This is a genomic window from Novosphingobium sp. (genome assembly GCF_027489515.1).
In the GTDB taxonomy this organism is placed as follows: domain Bacteria; phylum Pseudomonadota; class Alphaproteobacteria; order Sphingomonadales; family Sphingomonadaceae; genus Novosphingobium.
This window is the reverse complement of the sequence record NZ_JAIXZS010000108.1, coordinates 1-18274: the sequence shown is the minus strand read 5'-3', so window position 1 is coordinate 18274 and position 18274 is coordinate 1. Positions and strand designations below refer to the sequence as shown.

Genomic DNA, 18274 nt, shown 5'->3' with positions numbered 1-18274 from the left:
CTCCCCGTGGTCCCGCAGCGGGACGAATGGGACAAGCCAACCCAGTGCGCGCAAAGGACGGTCAATGCCCAAGAATACGCGTATCACCAGCCTGCTGGCCCGGTCATTGACCATTGCGGCCACGCTGAGCCTGTCGCTCGGCGGCTGTGCAGGCGGGGGCGGCGGTGCGCAGTTGCCGCCGGCGTCGTTCGTGGCGCTGCAGGAAGGCCCGGGCGAGGAATACGTCATCGGCCCGCTCGACGACCTGACCATCTTCGTGTGGCGCAATCCCGAGCTTGGCGCCTCCGTGCAGGTCCGTCCCGATGGGCGCATCACCACGCCGCTGATCACCGACATGCCGGCGGTGGGCAAGACCCCTTCGATGCTGGCCGAAGACATCAAGCTCCAGCTTTCGCAATACATTCAGGAACCGATCGTCTCGGTTATCGTCAACAAGTTCTCCGGCACCTTCAGCCAGCAGGTGCGCATCGTCGGCGCGACCAGCAAGCCGGCCTCGATTCCCTACCGCGCCAACATGACCTTGCTCGACGCGATGATCGCGGTGGGCGGTCTCTCCGAATACGCGGCGGGCAACAAGGCGCGGCTGGTGCGCTTCGACAAGCAGACCGGGCAGCAGAAGGAATACGGCGTGAAGATCGGGGATCTGCTGCGCAAGGGCGATACGCGCGCCAACGTCATGCTGATGCCGGGGGATGTGATCATCATTCCCGAGAGCACGTTCTGAGGATGCCGCCCGCATGACGAGCATCTACGAAGAAGTGCGCATCGCGCTCTACAGCATCTGGCACCGGCGCTGGCTGGCGCTGGGCGCGGCCTGGCTGGTCTGCCTGGCTGGCTGGCTGGTCGTCGCGACGGTGCCCAATACCTACGAATCGAAGGCCCGGATCTTCGTCCAGATCGATGATGTGCTCTCGGACCAGATCGGGATCGGCGGGGACCGCAAGCGCGATATCGAGCGCGTGCGCCAGACGCTGACGAGTTCGGTCAATCTCTCCAAGGTCGTCCGCGCAACGCGGCTGGGCGACAAGGTGACGTCCGACAAGCAGATGGAAGCGGCGATTGCCGGGCTCGGCAAGAACATCAAGGTGGTGAGCCAGCAGGACAACCTGTTCGAGATCACCGCCTATTCGGGCAGCAAAGCCTATTCCGATGTCCAGAACGCCAAGCTGGCTCAGGACATTGTCCAGAAGATGATCGACATCTTCCGCGAGGAAAATCTCGCCGGCGGGCGCGGCGAGATGAGCGATACGCTGGCCTTCATGGACCAGCAGCTGGCGGACCGGCAGAAGGACCTCGAAGCCGCCGAGCAGAAGCGCCAGGCCTTCGAGGCGAAGAATGCCGAGATGATGCCGGGCAACGGCTCGCTTTCGAGCAAGATCGAAAGCGCGCGCGCCGAATTGCGCGGGGTCGAATCCGATCTGCTCGCAGCGCAGAGCGCGCTGGCCTCGATCCGCGGGCAGCTTTCCGGCACACCGCCGACGATCGTGATGCCCGGCGCGAGCGGTGGTGCGCGCGGTTCACTGGCGCAGGCGCAGGCCGATCTCGGCTCGCTCAAGGCGCGCGGGCTGACCGACAGCCATCCCGACGTGATTGCCCTCAAGGCGCAGATCGCCTCGCTCCAGCGCTCGGCAGCGGGCGAAGCCGGGCCTGGCGGCATGCCGAACCCGGCCTATTCCTCGCTGCAATCGATCAAGGCTGACCGCGAGGCGAGCCTCGTCGCGTTGCAATCGCGCCGCACCTCGCTGAGCCAGGAACTCGCACAGCTGACCGGCCGCCAATACAGCGAGCCCGGTCTTGCTGCCGAGGCGGCGCGGATCAACCGCGATTACGACGTGCTCAAGGAGCAGTACGACAAGTTGCTGCGCGACCGCGAGCAGCTGCGCCTGCGCGGCCAGGTCGAAACCGAGCGCAATGCGGTGAAGTTCGAAGTGATCGATCCGCCGACGACGCCGCGTGCGCCGTCCGCACCGGACCGGCCGATGCTGCTGTTGCTCGTGCTGATCGTGGGCGTGGCGGCTGGCTGCGGCAGTGCCTTCGCTGTCGGGCAGCTGCGCTCGACTTACGCGACGACCGGGCAGCTTGAGCGCGCCACCGGCATGCAGGTGGTCGGCTCCGTCTCGCTCACGCTGACCCGGCGCGCGCGCGCGCAATACTGGCGCCAGCTCAAGTGGTTTGCGGGCGGTGTTGCCAGCCTCGCCTTCGTGCTCGTCGTGCTGCTGGCCGTCGAATTCATGAAACGCGGCATGGTCGCCTGAGGGAACCCGAGAAGATCATGACCGAACAGAGCAAGATCCCGCTACCCAAGGACACCTCCGAGGCGCGTTCGCTGATTGAGCGCGCGGCGGGGACGTTCGATCTGCGCGCCTTCCAGGCGCCGGAAGCACCGAAGCTGCCTGAGCCGCGCGAGCAGGCTCCGGTCAGCTCCGAAGCGGCCGAGCCGGCCCAGCCTGTCCAGCGCGTTGCTGCGCCGGCGCGCCCCAGCCTTGCGCCGCCGGCCTTCGAAGGCATCCCGGCGCGGCAGTCGTTTCGCGGATCGTTCCATCCGATCGACCGCAAGCATCTGCGCGAGCAATGCCTGATCGAGCCCGAGGGGCCGGTCACGGGCCTGCTCGAGGAATTTCGCATCGTGAAGCGCCAGCTGCTGATGACGGCCGCCGAATCGCGAGCCGGGCGCGGCGCGCCGCATGGAAACCGCATTCTCGTCTGTTCATCGCACCCGGGCGAGGGCAAGACCTTCTGTGCGGTCAATCTCGCGCTGTCGATGGCGGCAGAGAAAGATACCGAAGTCCTTCTCGTCGATGCCGATTTCGCCAAGCCGAGCGTGCTCTCTGCGCTGGGCCTGCCCGGTGGACGCGGGCTGATGGATGCACTGGACGATCCCGCCATCGCGGTCGAGGACTGCATCATCGGCACCGACATTGCTGGGCTCTTCGTGCTGCCCGCCGGCAATTCGACCGGGCACGACACCGAACTCCTGGCCTCTGCCTATACCGCAGAGGTGCTAGCTCGGCTGACCTCGCAATCTCCTAATCGCATCGTCATCTTCGACAGCCCGCCGGTGCTTGCGGCATCGCCCGCGTCGGAACTTGCCCACCATGTCGGCCAGGCGCTGATGGTGGTGCGCGCCGATCAGACCGGCGAGGCCGCGCTGCGCGATGCGGTGGGCATCCTGTCCGGCTGCGAAGACATCAAGCTGCTCCTCAACTGCACCCGTTTCTCGCCCACCGGGCGCCGCTTCGGCACCTACTACGGGTACAAGGAATGACCATGGCGCGCACTCCTGATCCCGTGTTTGCAAGCCCCTTGCTTGCTGCCGGCGCCCTTGCACTGGCCTTGGCTGCCGGCGCCGCGCATGCACAGTCGCTGCCGTATGGCGATCCTGGCGACAGCGAGGCGATCTCCGGCGGCGACAGCGCGCCATCTGCTTCGGGCGATGCAGAACGCGGCGGATCATCGCGCCGGGGCGGGCGCAGCTTGGGCAGTGCGGGTGGATCGGGGCGGATGAAAATCCAGCCTTATATCGAGCTCAGCCAGAGCGTGCTGGCCCGGCTCGAGCCGACGCACGAAGTGCTGACCTATTCAAGCGTGGCGGTGGGTGTCGACATGTCGTTGGCCGGGCGCCGGACCGAAGGCGCGGTCTCGGTGCGCTACGAGCGGCGCTTTGCCGAAAGCGGCAACATCGTCAGCAACGATACCGTCTCCGGTCTTGCCCGCGTGCGCCACGATCTGATCCCGCGCGAACTGACGATTGAGGCGGGCGGGCTGGCCACGCGGACCCGCTTCGATGCGAACGGCGCCTCGCGCCTCGGCTCGGTAGAAACGGGTGACCGCGTCGCGCAGGTCTATTCGGTCTATGCAGGGCCTGCAGTTTCGACCCACGTCGGCGAAGTCGCGGTCAAGGGCTCCTATCTCCTCGGTTATACCAAGGTGAACACGCCGCGCTTGCCGGTCACTGGTCTGCCCTCGGGCCAACCCCAGCCGCAAGGCGATATCTTCAACCATTCGGTGGCGCAGTCGGCGCAGGTTTCGGCCGGGGTCGCGCCGGGCACGGTGTTGCCAATCGGGCTCACGGCGAGTGCGGGCTATAATCAGGAAGATATCCAGAACCTCGACCAGCGTGTGCGCGAACTGCGCGCCGGCGTGCAGGCGACCTTGCCGATCAATTCCGAACTGGCGCTGATCGGCGATGTGGGCTGGCAGGATGTCAAAGTCTCCTCGCGCGATGCCGTGCGCGGGCCGGGCGGCATTCCGGTTGTCGGTAGCGACGGCCGTTATGTGACCGACAAGTCGAAGCCGCGCCAGATTGCCTATGACGTGAGCGGGCTGACCTGGGATGTCGGAGTGATGTGGCGCCCCAGCCGCCGGACCTCGCTCAGCGCCTTCGTTGGTCGCCGCTATGACAGCATGACCTACTATGGCTCGCTATCGTACACGCCGAATGCCCGCAGCGCGCTGCAGATCGACGTGTTCGATGCCGTCAGCGGCTTCGGCTCGACCGTCGGCAACGCCGTGCGCGGGCTGCCGACCGATTTCACGGCCGACCGCAATCCCTTCAGCGGCGATATCTCGGGCTGCGCGGCCGGTGCGCAGGGCGGCGGCTGCGTGAATGGCGCGCTCGGCTCGATCGCCTCGGCCGCCTTCCGCAACCGCGGTGTGGCTGCCTCCTACAGCCGTTCGGTCGGCAAGCTGCGCATGGGCGTGGGGGCAGGCTACCTGCGCCGCAAGTTCATCGGTGCGCGCGGCACGGTCCTTGGCGCCGCCAACGGCCGCACCGATCAGACGTTCTACGTCAACGGGCAGATCACCGGGCCGATCGACCGGCTCACCTCGTTTACCGTCGCGGTCTACGACAGCTGGTACAAGTCGGGCGTCTCCGAGCTTGGCGATGTCAATTCTGTCGGTGTCAACGCGGGGCTGACGCACCAGTTTACGCAGCGCCTCGTCGGCAACGCCGGTGCCGGGCTCGACGCGCTCAACCGCAAGGCCTTTGCCGACGATGTGGTCGCCACCGGCCAGGTCGGTCTGCGCTACACATTCTAGAAGAAGGGCGTCCCCCACAATGTACGATACGTTCTACCAGCTGACCGGACGGCCTTTCCAGCTTACACCCGATCCCGAGTTCTATTTCGAGAGCGGAACGCACCGCAAAGCGTTGTCCTATCTCGGCTACGGCCTCGCGCAGGGCGAAGGCTTCATCGTCATCACCGGCGTGGTGGGCGCGGGCAAGTCGACGCTTGCGGCACATCTGCTGGCCACGATCGACCGCCAGCGGCTGACTGCGGCGCAGATCGTGACGAGCCGGCTCGATGGCGGAGAGATGGTCCATATGGCCGCCCGTGCTTTCGGGCTTGCGGTTGCCGGGCACGACAAGGCAAGCGCACTCGCGGTCATCGAGGCCTTCCTTCACGAGGAAGCGCGCGCCGGCCGCCGCTGCCTCCTTGTGGTGGACGAGACGCAGAATCTCTCGATCGAGGCGCTGGAAGAGCTGCGCATGCTCTCCAACTTCCAGCTTGGCGCGCATCCGCTGCTGCAGATCCTGCTGCTCGGCCAGCCCGAATTCCGCGACCTTTTGCAGAACTCGCCGCGGCTCGAGCAGCTGCGCCAGCGCGTGATCGCGACGCACCATCTCGAGGCGATGGAGCCTGCTGAAGTCGGCCCCTATGTGCTGCACCGGCTGGCCTGCGTCGGCTGGAACGGCAACCCCTCTTTCGATGCGCAGGTCTTTGCCGATCTGGGTCTTGTCACCGGCTGCCTGCCGCGCCGGATCAACCAGGTCGTTGGCCGTCTGCTGCTGATGGGCGCAGTCGAACAGAAAGCGCATATCGATACCGCCATGCTGGCCGAGGTCATTGCCGATCTGGAGCGCGACGGCACGCTGGCCGATCCTGCTGCTCCCGCGCCTGCGCCCGCGCCGCTGATCACGCCCGACGCGCTGCCGGCCGCGCAGACCGAGCTGCCCGCCACGGCGATTGCCGGATTGGCGGGGCTGCAGAGAGCGATTTCGGGCCATGCCGAGCAGATTGTCGAACTGCAGAAGGCCGTGCTGGAACTGGCTGACATGCCTGCACCGCCGGTCGCAGCACCGGCGACCGACGCACGGTTCGATGCGCTCGAGGCCGCGCTCGGTGCGCTGCAGCAGCGCATCGTGGCGCTTGAGGCGCGCGGCGCTGAGCAGGAGGAGGCGATCCGTCACGTGCTGACGATGCTGATCGAGTGGCTCGAAAGCGAAACTCCGCGCCGCGCGGCTTGAAGGAGTGTTGAGGCCATGTCCGGCCCCGATCTTGGTCATCCACTTCCTGCCCGTGCAGTGCTCAACGGCATGTCGGTCGACGTCGAGGACTGGTTCCAGGTCGGCGCGTTCGAGCATGTGATCGCGCGCGGCGAATGGGACGGGCTTGACTGCCGGGTCGAGGCGAATTGCGACCGCGTGCTGGCACTGTTTGACGATGCTGGGGTCAAGGCGACATTCTTCACGCTGGGCTGGGTAGCCGAGAAGCACCCGGCGATGATGCGCCGGATTGCTGCCGAGGGCCACGAGATCGCAAGCCATGGCTGGGACCACAAGCGCGTCTTCAAGATGGGCGAGGCGGCCTTTGCCGAAGATATCGCGCGGGCACGCGGCGTGCTCGAAGATACGAGCGGCAGCGCCGTGACCGGCTACCGCGCGCCGAGCTTCTCGATCGATGCGCGCACGCCGTGGGCGCACGAAGTGCTGGCGCGGCACGGCTACGCTTACTCCTCCAGCGTCGCACCGATCGTCCACGATCATTACGGTTGGCGGGAGGCGCCGCGCTTTGCGTTCCGCCCGGTTGCTGGCTCACCTCTGGTCGAAGTGCCGGTGACGACAGTGGAACTGGCCGGACGCCGGATGGCCGCAGGCGGCGGCGGCTTTTTCAGGCTGCTGCCCTACGCCATCTCGCACTGGGCGGTGGAGCGGGTAAACCGGCACGATAGCCGCCCGGCCGCGTTCTATTTCCATCCGTGGGAGGTTGATCCAGATCAGCCGCGCCGGACCGATGCACCCCTGCGCTCCCGCTTTCGGCACTACACCAATCTTTCGGTTATGGCGCCCAAGCTCAGCCGCCTGCTCCGCGCATTCTCGTGGGGGCGGATGGATGCAGTAGTCGCCGCGGAAGCCGCGCGGCTCGATGCCGGGCAGGTCGCGGCATGAATGCACCGTTTCGCCCGTCCCTGATCCGGGTCCGCCTTGCCGATCCGGGCGATCGCGGCGCGATCGCGCGCTTTGTCAGCGAAGCCGATGGCGGGACTCCGTTTCACCGGCCGGAGTGGCTGGAAGCCGTGGCGCGCGCGGCGGGGCATCCTGCGCATGTCCTGCTGGCTGAGCGCGAGGACTCGATTGCCGCGCTCCTGCCCCTCCATGCCGTGCATTCGCCGTTGTTCGGCCGGGCACTCGTATCGAGCGGTTTTGCCGTGGGCGGCGGGCTGCTGGGTGATGCAGATGCCGCGCCCGAGCTGTTTGCGGCCGCGACAGAACTTGCGCGCCGGCTGACTTGCCCGACGCTCGAGCTGCGTGGCGGGACGATGCCTGACGATGCAGCCTGGCACATCAAGCGCGACAGCCATGCCGGTTTCGTCGCCCCGCTTGCTGCCGACGATGAAGCGCAGCTCACCTGGATCCCGCGCAAGCAGCGCGCCGAAGTCCGCAAAGGCCTTGCGAACGCAATGGAGGTGCGCGTCGGGTGGGAACGGCAGGACCGCGACTGGCATTACGCCGTCTACGCCGAATCGGTGCGCAATCTGGGTACGCCGGTGTTTCCGCGCGCGCTGTTCGAGGCGGTGCTGGATGCCTTCGGCGAGGATGCCGACATCCTGACGGTGCTCCACGAAGGCCGCGCGGTTGCTTCGGTGCTTAGCCTTTATCATCGCGGCGCGGTGATGCCCTACTGGGGCGGCGGCGTCTTCGCAGCGCGCAGCCTGCGCGCCAACGATGTGATGTACTACGCGCTGATGTGCCACGCGCGTGGGCGCGGCTGCGACCGGTTCGATTTCGGGCGCTCCAAGACCGATACTGGCGCCTACCATTTCAAGCGCAACTGGGGTTTCGAGCCGCAACCGCTGAGCTATGCAGTGTGGAGCGCCGACGGCGCGCCGCCGCGTGACGTCAACCCACTGAGCCCGCGCTACAAGGCAAAGATCGCGCTGTGGCAGAAGCTGCCGCTCTCGATCGCCAACCGGGTCGGCCCACTGATCGCGCGAGGACTCGCATGAGCGAGGTCCTGTTCCTGGCTCACCGGGTGCCTTTTCCGCCCGACCGGGGGGACAAGATCCGGTCCAACCATCTGCTGCGCCGGATCGCAGAGATCGCACCCGTGCATGTCGGTGCGCTGGCGGATGATGCCGCAGACCTTGCGCACGAAAGTTCCGTTGCCGCGCTTGCCACGAGCCACTGCATCGTCCGCCGCAGCGCGCCGCTGCCGCTGGCCGCGCTTGCTGCGCTGGGGCAGGGCCTGCCGGTCAGCCTTGCCGCCTTTTCCTCGTCGAGGTTGCAGCGCTGGGTACATCAGGTGCTCGCAGAGCGGCCCATATCCGCCATCTTCGTGTTCTCCGTGCAGATGGCGCAATATGTACCGCCCGAATTTCGGGGGCGGGTGGTGATGGACTTCGTCGACGTCGATTCGGCGAAGTTCGAAGCCTATGCCCAGACCGGCGCCCTGCCGCGCCGCTTGCTCTACGCCCGCGAGGCGCGGTTGCTGCGGCGCTTCGAGGAAACAGTCGCGCGTCGCTCGACGACCAGCCTGCTGATCAGCCGCGAGGAGCGCGAACTCTTCGAAAGCCGACTTTCCGGCACTACGCGGCCAGATGTGCGGGCGCTGGGCAACGGCATCGATACCGAACTGTTCGATCCGGCGGTGGTAGACCCCGCGCCTGAATTGGCGGGGGAGGGCCCCTGCATCGTGTTCACCGGGCAGATGGATTATCCGCCGAACGTCACGGCTGTGGAACTCTTTGCGCACGAAGTCATGCCGCGGGTCAGAGCTGTGCATCGGCAAGCGCGCTTTGCCATTGTCGGCCGCGCGCCGACGGCGGCTGTGCGCGCGCTGGACGGGATCCATGGCACCATGGTGACAGGCGCAGTGCCCGACGTCCGGCCGTGGCTGGCGAGCGCAGATCTCGTGACGGCACCGCTGCTGATCGCGCGCGGCGTGCAGAACAAGGTGCTCGAGGCGATGGCCATGGCGCGGCCGGTGCTGCTGACCCCGGCTGCAGCGACGGGCATCGGCGGCACCGACGGCGAACACTTTGCACTGGCCGAGGCGCCTCTGGCGCTCGCCGATCGGGCGCTGGCGCTTTTGGCGGATCACGGCTTGGCCGCGGCGATGGGCGCTTCGGCGCGGCGCTTCGTGGTGGATGAATGCGGCTGGGACCGCGTGCTGGCGCCCTTGCGCGCGATGCTCGGCTGCCCGCTTGAGGCTGGGGCCGATGCTGCCTGAAGGCGCGCTTCCGGCGCGGCCCCAAGGCGTGCTGACACGCCTCAATGCCCGTGTGCCGGAGCATTGGCGGGCGCCGCTGATTCGGCTCATCGCGGTGTGGCTTGCGCTACTCGTCCTGTTCCTCGGTGATTGGCGCGACATGGCCTGGCAGTGGTGGGAAAGCTCCACCTACAACCATATCCTGCTCATCCCGCCAATTATCGGGTGGCTGGCATTGCAGCGCGCTGCCGAGACCGCGCCGATCGTGCCGCGTGCCTGGTGGCCGGGTCTTGTCGTGCTGGCCGGCGCGGTGTTTCTCTGGGTGCTGGGCGACTTTGCCGGGCTCAATCTTGCGCGGCAGCTCGCCGCTGTCGTGATGCTGCAAGGGACGGCGCTGGCGCTCTTGGGGCCGCGCGTGGCTGCTGCGCAGCTGTTCCCGCTGGGCTACATGCTCACGCTTGTGCCCTTCGGCGATGAGCTGATCCCGTTTCTGCAGACGATCACGGCCAATCTGACGATGGTCCTGCTGGATCTCAGCCAGGTGCCCGCAACGATTGACGGCGTCTTCATCACCACGCGCTTCGGCTATTTCGAAGTTGCGGAAGCATGTTCGGGCGTGAAGTTCCTGATCGCGATGATCGCCTATGGCGCGCTCGTTTCCAACGTGTGCTTTGCCAGCGCGTGGCGCCGCGCGGGCTTCATGGTGCTGTCAGTGGTGGTGCCGGTGCTGGCGAACGGCGTGCGTGCATGGGGGACGATCTACATCGCGCGCTCGCGCGGGATCGAGTTTGCCGCAAGCTTCGACCATATCTTCTACGGCTGGGTCTTCTTCGCAGTCGTGATGGGGCTGGTGATGGCGGTGGGCTGGCGCTTTTTCGACCGGACGGTCGATGCGCCGCTGGTTGATGGCTCGGTCATTGCGTCCTCGCCGCTGCTCGGCCGGCTGGAGCGTATGGCGCTGCCAGTTCCGGCTGCATTGGCTGCAATTGCAGCGCTTGCGCTGACGGGGCTTGCCTGGAGCGCTGCCGCCAGCCGGATCGCTGCACCCATGCCCGAGATCATCACGCTGCCACAGGTCCCGGGTTGGTATCTCGCCGACAGCACGCCAAGGGCCGAATGGCACCCACTGCACTCTGGCGCCGATCACCGGCTGGTGGCGCGCTATAGCGATGGCAAGGGCCACGTGGTCGACATGTCCTTCGCACTGTATGCGGCGCAGGGCGATGGCAAGGAGGCTGGTGGCTTCGGTCAGGGCGCGCTCCCGCTTGGCAGTCGCTGGGCGTGGGAGGAGCCGGGCGCCGCGTTCAAGGATGCCAAGAGCGATGTGATTCAGGCCCCCGGTCCGGTCCATCGCCTTGCCGTCACCTGGCTGCGCGCGGGCGATCTGCTGACGGGGAGCAACACCCGGCTCAAGCTGGCGAACATGCAGGACCGCCTGCTGCTGCGTCCGCGCCCGACGATGGCACTGATCCTTTCCGCCGAGGCCGGCGATGGCCTGTCGGCACCCGAAGAAGCGATCCGCAGCTTCCTTGCCGCCACCGGGCCTGTCGCGCCATGGATGGACCGCTTGGCCCGCGTTCGGTAAGCGCTGACCCATGTGCGGCATAGCTGGAATCTTCCATACCGAGGGCCTCAAGCCCGTCGATCCGGACCGGATCGCGCGGATGTGCGCGGTCGCGGCGCATCGCGGGCCTGACGGGCAGGGCGTGTGGACGGCGCCGGGCGTCGGGTTGGGCCACTTGCGGCTTGCGATCATCGACCTTGCCGGATCGCCGCAGCCGATGGCCTCGGCCGATGGCGCCGCCGTGCTGGTGTTCAACGGTGAAATCTACAACTTCCGCGAACTGCGCCGCGAACTGCAGGCCGAGGGGGCCACCTTCCGCACTGATGGTGACAGCGAGGTGATCCTTGCCGCCTGGCAGAAATGGGGCGTGAACTGCCTGCCGCGTCTCCACGGCATGTTCGCCTTCGCGCTCTATGACCTGAGGCAGCGCACCCTGCTGCTGGCGCGCGACCGGTTGGGGGTGAAGCCGCTGCACATGGCCACGCTTGCCGATGGCAGCGTGATCTTCGGCTCCGAGCTCAAGCAGCTTCTTGCCCACCCATCGCTACGGCGCGAAATTGATCCGCTTGCGGTGGAGGACTACCTCGCCTGGGGCTTCGTGCCCGATACGCGCGCGATCCTGAAGGGCGTGGAAAAGCTCCCCGCCGGGCACTACCGCCTGCTGCGCCACGATGCGCCGCCGCCGCCGCCGGTTCAGTGGTGGGACGTCTCGTTCGAGGGGCGCGAGCGCGGCAGCGAGGCCGATCTTGGCGCGCATCTGCTGCACCACCTGCGTGAGGCGGTAACCTCGCGCATGGTCGCCGACGTGCCACTCGGCGCATTCCTTTCGGGCGGGGTGGACAGCTCGAGCGTGGTGGCGCTGATGGCCGAGGCGAGCCGCGAGCCGGTCAAGACTTGCACCATCGGCTTCGACGTGAAGGCGCTCGACGAAACGGAATATGCGCGGCGCATCGCCGGGCAATATGGCACCGAGCATCACCAGCGGATCGTCGGCGCGGATGACTTCGCGCTGGTCGGTACGCTCGCGGCGATGTTCGACGAACCATTTGCCGATGCCTCCGCCTTGCCGACCTACCGTGTCTCGCAGCTGGCGCGCGAGCATGTCACCGTCGCGCTATCGGGGGATGGGGCGGACGAGGCCTTTGCCGGATACCGGCGCCAGACCTTCCAGCACCGGGAGGAACAGGTGCGCGGTTTCCTGCCCGCCGCGCTGCGGCGCCCGCTGCTGGGCGGGCTCGGCGCAGCTTATCCCAAGCTCGACTGGGCACCGCGCCCGCTGCGCGCGAAGACAACGCTGCTCAGTCTCGCTGGCAGCGGCGAGGAAGGCTATGCGCGGGCGCTGGCGGTCACCGGGCCGGAGCTGCGCGGGAGCCTCTATTCGGACGAGTTCCGCCGCCTGCGCGGGGATTACCGAGCCGAGCAGCCGTTCGTGGAGCTGATGCGCGGTGCGCCAGCGCGCAGCGGGCTTGACCGCGCGCAATATGCCGATCTCAAATTCTACCTGCCCGGCGATATCCTGACCAAGGTCGATCGCACCAGCATGGCCGTCAGCCTCGAGGCGCGCGAGCCGCTGCTCGATCATCGGCTGATCGAATTCGGCGCGCGCCTGCCGGAGCGCGTGCGGGTGCGCGGCAAGACAGGCAAATGGCTGATGAAGCAGGCGATGCGACGTTATCTGCCCGAAGACATCCTGTTTCGTCCGAAGATGGGTTTCGTCACCCCGATTGCTGCCTGGCTACGCGGGCCGCTCGCCGGAGAGGCCCGGCAGGTTGTCTCGCGCGGGACGCTTGCCCGCACCGGATGGTTCGACACTGCGCGTCTCGCGAGGCTCACTGAAGCACATATCGCGGGCACCAGCGATCACAGCCGGCTGATCTGGCAATTGCTGATGTTGGACCAGAGCCTTAAAAAAATCCTTTAATAGCAATCGCATGTGGTGATTCATTTGTGAATCTGCGCGTAATCAATTAAAGCAATATCAACCAATTCGGACTACGGCCAATTGTCTCCAACCGTTCTGGGCGGTCAATGCGGCAGTTCCTGCGTACCTCTTTCGGCATATCGCTGCTCGCCACATTGCTTCTGGCGATGATGGCGGCCGGCGAGCCGTTGGCGCATGGCTACTGGAACATGCTGTTCAAGAACTTGCAGCGTCCCGCGCCGGCTTCGACCGTGCTTCTGACAATCGACGATCAGAAAAACCTGACTTCCGCGGGGCTTACCGAGATCCTTGCCCGCCTGAGGCTGCGCATGCCGCGCCGTGTGCTGATCGATATGGCTCTGCCTGTCGGCGAGAACGCTGCTGACGATGCCCGGTTGGCGCGGGAAGTCCGCAGCTACGGCTCCGACATTGCCTTCATCGCCCGCTCCGACAAGATCGACAATTTCGGCAAGGATGCCATTGTCCTTCCTCCACGGCAGATCACCGGCAAGGCCGAGGTGCTGGTTTCGGCGTGGCGCGGGAACTTCGTCCTCTACGCCGTTTCCGCCCCTTACTCGGTCGAGATCGACGGACAGAAGTACAGCACGGTTTCCGCGGCGCTTGCCGGCGTTCGATCGGGTTTCGAAGGCGATTACTATCCCGACTTCAGAGTCGATCCTGCAACGATCCCGCGCCTCGCTTCGAGCGAACTTGTTGAAGGAGTTACCAGCGCCAGCAATCTGACGGGGCGAACCGTCATCGTGACGGGACTGAGCAAATCTCCGTCCGTTCTGTATTTCGGCCATAGCTATACACCGGCGATCGCACTCGACATCGCAGGGGCCGAGGGCCTGCAGGCGGCATTCTCCCTGTCGTTCGGGCCCCGGCTCGGCTCGCTGCCCATTCTGGCGCTTGTTGCGTTGCTGGTCTGGTTCGGGCGGCGTTCGAGGGGGTGGCGCAAGTCTGCGGCCTATGTTGCCGCGCTTGCCTCGGTTGCACTTGTGCCTGCAGCGCTGCGCACCCAAGGCATCGTCTTTGCGCCAGACACGGCTCTTATCTTCATCGGGATCTACGGGACGGTCCGGCTGTGGCAGAAGCGCGCCCAGCGCATCCAGCTCACCAGTGCGTCCGGGCTGCCCAACCTGCTTGCGCTCGGCAGCAAGGCCATTCCCGTCGGCTCGGATGTCGTGGTGGCGGTTGTCGCCCGCTACGAAGAAATTCTGGCGACGCTGCCACGCGAGCTTCACGGTGAATGCGCAAGGCAGATCGCGCGGCGCATTGCCGCCGGTTCCGGGGCCGACACGATCTACCACGGCGACGGCGGCCATTTTGCCTGGGCTGAAGAAGCACGCCCGCTCGAAATGCAGCTTGATCACCTCGAGGGCCTGCGCGCCCTGTTTTCCGCGCCGTTGCTGATCGGCAGCCATACCTTCGATACGAACATTCACTTCGGACTTGATCGCAACGAAGGGCTCGATTCACCGACCCGGGTCAATTCCGCGCTGGCAAGCGCCAACGAAGCCTTGTCCAACGGCCGCGCGATCGAGCTGTTCGAGGCCAGCCGCCTTGCCGAGGCGCCCTGGGAGCTTTCGCTCCACGCGCGGATCGAGGAGGGTCTGCGCAACGGTGATATCTGGCTTGCGTTCCAGCCGCAGTGGAACCTCAAGGAAAACCGCATGTGCGGAGCCGAGGCGCTGATCCGCTGGAACCATCCTACACGCGGGCCGATTGCACCTGACGCATTCATCCTGCAGGCCGAGCGTGCCGGGCGCATCGATGCCCTGACATATTGGGTGCTCGACCTGGCGATCACGGCTGCGTTGGCGCTCAATGCGCGTGGTCCGCGCTTCCAGATGAGCATCAACCTTTCCGCGCAGATGGTCGACAAGCCTGATCTTGTGGCCAATTTCTCCGATGCGGTGCACCGCCGCAACATCGACTCGAGCCTGCTCACCATCGAGATCACGGAAACGTCTAGCGTCCGCAACCGGCCTGCCGCGTGCCAGAACCTTACTCGGCTGCGCGAACTGGGTTTCCGCTTGTCGATCGACGATTTCGGCACCGGAGAGGCCAGCCTGGCCTATCTCGCCGACTTGCCCAGCGATGAGCTGAAGATTGATCGGCGCTTCATCGACCGCCTCGGGGCCAGCCCGCGCGATCAGGCCATCGTCGCCAATACGATCACGCTTGCGCATGCGCTTGGCCAGACCGTTGTGGCCGAAGGGATCGAAAGGCCGGAGACCCTCGCCATCCTCCAGAGCATGGGCTGCGATTTTGCGCAGGGGTATCTCCTGGGCCGGCCGGTCACGTATTCGGATCTGGAACGGACCTACGCTGCCAGCCTGAACAGAGCTGCCGGACAAGTTTAATAACTTGTTAACTAGACCGATTAAGTATATATCTGCCCCATCGAAACGCGATGGAGGCACTTATGATCTGGCATTATATCTTCCGTTGATTCCGCAGTTTGCGCCGGATTTGCTGCATCTTTTGATGCTTTCCGGAGCCTGACTGAGGAGCATTCGGTACCTTTGAGAGGGACCGAGAAAATGCAAAAATCTCCAAACTCGAAGCGATTGTGATGACGTCATGACGCCATCACAATCGCCGAGAATGGGGATTTTTTCGTTTTGATTAACCAGGATTGCGACAGCATTTGGTGCTACGCGGCAGACTGTGCTAGCAAGCGTGCTCAGGCTTCGCCGTGACCCATCGCGAGATAATCGCGGCTCTGCATTTCAATCAGTCGACTGACCGTGCGCTCGAATTCGAATCGGCCATCGCCTGCGGGGTAGAGGTTGGTCGGCTCCGCATCAGCCGTCGCGATCAGGTTGACCTTGTGCTCGTAGAGCGCGTCGATGAGCGTCACGAAGCGTGCGGCTTCGTTGCGCTGGTCTGGCCCCAACCGCGGGATGCCGACGAGGATCACCGTGTGGTAGTTGCGCGCGATGGCGAGATAGTCTGCCGCGCCGCGCGCCTCTCCGCAAAGCCGCTTGAAACTGAACACCGCAACGCCTTTGAGGCTCTTGGGCACATGCAGCGTTCGCCCACCGCCGAGATCGAGAGCGCCAGTCGGCACGTGGAGGCTGTCTTCGGGCGGATAGTCCGTCATGCGGAAGAAGGCCTCTCGCACGGCGGCGGTCGCCTCGGGTCCGTTGGGCACGTGCCAGGTATCCACGCCCTGCATCCGCGCCATGCGGTAGTCGGTCGGGCCGTTGAGTGCGACCACATCGAGCCGGTTCTCGATCAGCGCGATGAACGGCAGGAAGTGTTCCCGGTTGAGGCCGTCCTTGTAGAGTACCTGCGGCGCTCGGTTCGAGGTCGTGACGACGGTGACGCCCAGATCGGCAATCAGCGCGGTGAACAGACGACCCATGATCATTGCATCCGCACTATTGTTCACCACCATCTCGTCGAAGGCGAGCACTCGCGCTTCAGCGGCGATAGCGGCGGCCACGGGGGGGATGGGGTCGCCACGCTCCTTCTGGCGCTCGACTCGTAGGCGGGCATGCACGTCGAGCATGAATTCGTGGAAATGCGCGCGGCGCTTGGGGCCAGCCTCCAGCGTATCGTGGAACAGGTCCATCAGCATCGATTTCCCGCGCCCGACGCCGCCCCACATGTAGACCCCGCGCGGGCTGGCCTGGGGCTTTGCACCGAGCAAACGTGATACGAGGCCAGGCTTGGAAGCCGGGCGCTCAAGCTCCTGCTGCAGCGAATCGAGGCGGGCCGCTGCGGCAGCTTGTTCGGGATCGGGCTTCAGTTCGCCCGCCGCAACCAGCGCGCTGTAGCGGGCGGCAAGACCGCTCATCGCGCCGAGGGCTTGCGGACGGTTCCGTTGAAGGCGGCGACAAGGTGGTCGTCCTGCACCACCGTGCCGCGCAGGAACAGGAGCCGGCGGGTTTCGCGTAGCACTTCCACCACGGCATCGAGCGGCTTGCCGACTATGCCTGCCCCGATGAACTGGGTGGAAAGATCGAGCGTGACCGAGCCTGCGGCATCGCCATCGATCGCATGGCGCATGCAGGCAAACAGCGAGACGTCGATCAGCGAGAGCGTGATGCCGCCGTGCACCGCATCGAGAAGGTTGCTGTGCCGCCGCTCCGGGAACATGCGCAGGCGCACGGCTGGGCCGCCGCCGGGCAGGTCCTCACGCCGGACCAGCAACGGCCCCATCACATAGGCGTTAAACCGGTCCTGATCCTTCAGGTCCCAAGTATACCAGCCGGGATGGTCCGCAGACGGGCCATACGTGAAGGCGGCGTTATCGACCGGCATGGCAGGCAGCTACAGGGCCCCAGCGTCAGAGCGAGCGCTCGACCTGCATCTTCTTGATTTCCGCGATCGCGCGCGCCGGCGAAAGGCCCTTGGGGCAGACGTTGGCGCAGTTCATGATCGTGTGGCAGCGATAGAGGCGGAAGGGATCCTCCAGCTCGTCAAGCCGCTCGCCGGTCATTTCGTCGCGGCTGTCGGCCAGCCAGCGATAGGCCTGGAGCAGGATCGCCGGGCCGAGGAACTTGTCGGAGTTCCACCAGTAGCTGGGGCACGAGGTGCTGCAGCAGGCGCACAGGATGCATTCGTAGAGCCCGTCGAGCTTCTCGCGCTGCTCGGGGCTCTGCAGGCGCTCCTTGCCCGAAGGCGTGGGGGAGACCGTCTGCAGCCACGGACGAATCGAGGCGTACTGCGCGTAGAAATGCGTGAAATCGGGGACGAGGTCCTTGATCACTTCCATGTGCGGCAGCGGAGTGATGCGGATTTCACCCTTGAGGTCCGCGATGGCGGTGGTGCAGGCAAGGCCGTTGCGTCCATTGAGGTTCATCGCGCAGGAGCCGCAAATGCCTTCACGGCAAGACCGGCGGAAGGTCAGCGTGGGGTCCTGCTCGCCCTTCATCTTGATGAGGGCATCAAGCACCATCGGGCCGCACTGGTCGAGATCGATCTCGAAAGTGTCGTAGCGCGGGTTCTCGCCGCTGTCCGGATCGTAGCGATAGACCTTGAACTTCTGGATACGTCCTTGGGTGGCTGCCGGGAAATGCCGCGTCTTGCCATTGACCTTGGAATTCTTCGGAAGCGTGAAGGTCGCCATCGAGCCGTCCTTGTTGATCAGATACGTTGATCGGGTTCGGAAAAACCTGTCCCGTAGTCCTTAGCGAAACCCGCGCGGTGAGCAAGGGGGGAGGGGCTTTGTCGCTCCCTGCCCAAGGTGACAGGTCCGGGGAGCCAGCGCGTGTCTTGCGCGCAAACGAAAGGGGCGGGGAACCGAAGTTCCCCGCCCCCGAACGTTTCGCTTGCGCGAAGCTCTTAGAGCTTGCCGTCCGAAGCGTTGTTCATCTGGGTCGAAACCAGGTTGAACGTGTT

14 protein-coding genes are annotated in these 18274 nt (G+C 65.6%); 11 read left to right on the top strand and 3 right to left on the bottom strand.

From position 1 onward, the window contains the following. Positions 1 to 64: 64 nt before the first annotated feature. The 11 genes from Q0082_RS18840 (at position 65) to Q0082_RS18790 (ending at position 15285) form a co-directional block, all read left to right on the top strand. Complete coding sequence (locus Q0082_RS18840; RefSeq protein ID WP_298195143.1) at positions 65 to 724, top strand: XrtA/PEP-CTERM system exopolysaccharide export protein; 660 nt, start codon at positions 65 to 67, stop codon at positions 722 to 724. 13 nt (positions 725 to 737) lie between these two features. Beyond that, entirely contained in the window at positions 738 to 2255 is a 1518-nt protein-coding gene (locus tag Q0082_RS18835; protein ID WP_298195142.1) for an XrtA system polysaccharide chain length determinant, read from the top strand. Positions 2256 to 2272: 17 nt separating this feature from the next. Continuing rightward, complete coding sequence (locus Q0082_RS18830) at positions 2273 to 3265, top strand: AAA family ATPase (protein WP_298195141.1); 993 nt, start codon at positions 2273 to 2275, stop codon at positions 3263 to 3265. 2 nt (positions 3266 to 3267) lie between these two features. Next, positions 3268 to 5040: a preprotein translocase subunit YajC gene (locus Q0082_RS18825; protein ID WP_298195140.1), complete on the top strand. Its 1773-nt coding sequence runs from the start codon at positions 3268 to 3270 to the stop codon at positions 5038 to 5040. 19 nt (positions 5041 to 5059) lie between these two features. Next, entirely contained in the window at positions 5060 to 6250 is a 1191-nt protein-coding gene (locus tag Q0082_RS18820) for an AAA family ATPase (RefSeq protein ID WP_298195139.1), read from the top strand. 15 nt (positions 6251 to 6265) lie between these two features. Next, complete coding sequence (locus Q0082_RS18815) at positions 6266 to 7171, top strand: XrtA system polysaccharide deacetylase (RefSeq protein ID WP_298195138.1); 906 nt, start codon at positions 6266 to 6268, stop codon at positions 7169 to 7171. After that, entirely contained in the window at positions 7168 to 8229 is a 1062-nt protein-coding gene (locus tag Q0082_RS18810) for a FemAB family XrtA/PEP-CTERM system-associated protein (protein WP_298195137.1), read from the top strand. The genes Q0082_RS18815 and Q0082_RS18810 overlap by 4 nt, the downstream gene beginning before the upstream one ends. Then, positions 8226 to 9452, top strand: coding sequence for a TIGR03087 family PEP-CTERM/XrtA system glycosyltransferase (locus Q0082_RS18805; RefSeq protein ID WP_298195136.1), 1227 nt, complete (start codon positions 8226 to 8228; stop codon positions 9450 to 9452). Before Q0082_RS18810 ends, Q0082_RS18805 begins: the two co-directional genes overlap by 4 nt. After that, positions 9442 to 11016 carry an exosortase A gene (gene xrtA / locus Q0082_RS18800; RefSeq protein WP_298195135.1) on the top strand — a complete coding sequence of 525 codons (1575 nt, stop codon included), beginning with the start codon at positions 9442 to 9444 and terminating at the stop codon, positions 11014 to 11016. Before Q0082_RS18805 ends, xrtA begins: the two co-directional genes overlap by 11 nt. A gap of 10 nt (positions 11017 to 11026) precedes the next feature. Beyond that, positions 11027 to 12916, top strand: coding sequence for an XrtA/PEP-CTERM system amidotransferase (locus Q0082_RS18795; protein ID WP_298195134.1), 1890 nt, complete (start codon positions 11027 to 11029; stop codon positions 12914 to 12916). A 107-nt stretch (positions 12917 to 13023) separates the two neighbouring features. Further along, positions 13024 to 15285 carry an EAL domain-containing protein gene (locus Q0082_RS18790; RefSeq protein WP_298195133.1) on the top strand — a complete coding sequence of 754 codons (2262 nt, stop codon included), beginning with the start codon at positions 13024 to 13026 and terminating at the stop codon, positions 15283 to 15285. Between the two features lie 323 nt (positions 15286 to 15608). Here Q0082_RS18790 and zapE read toward each other — a convergent pair whose 3' ends face one another. The 3 genes from zapE to Q0082_RS18775 are packed head-to-tail and all read right to left on the bottom strand — an operon-like array spanning position 15609 to position 18002. Continuing rightward, the gene (gene zapE, locus Q0082_RS18785) at positions 15609 to 16727 is read right to left on the bottom strand and encodes a cell division protein ZapE (RefSeq protein ID WP_298195132.1); all 1119 of its coding nucleotides are present in this window, start codon (positions 16725 to 16727) and stop codon (positions 15609 to 15611) included. Further along, positions 16724 to 17194, bottom strand: a complete 471-nt coding sequence (locus Q0082_RS18780) for a PaaI family thioesterase (RefSeq protein ID WP_298195131.1) — start codon at positions 17192 to 17194, stop codon at positions 16724 to 16726. The genes zapE and Q0082_RS18780 overlap by 4 nt, the downstream gene beginning before the upstream one ends. A gap of 25 nt (positions 17195 to 17219) precedes the next feature. Beyond that, positions 17220 to 18002 (bottom strand): succinate dehydrogenase iron-sulfur subunit, encoded by a 783-nt coding sequence (locus Q0082_RS18775; protein WP_298195130.1) that lies wholly within the window; start codon positions 18000 to 18002, stop codon positions 17220 to 17222. Positions 18003 to 18274: the final 272 nt, after the last annotated feature.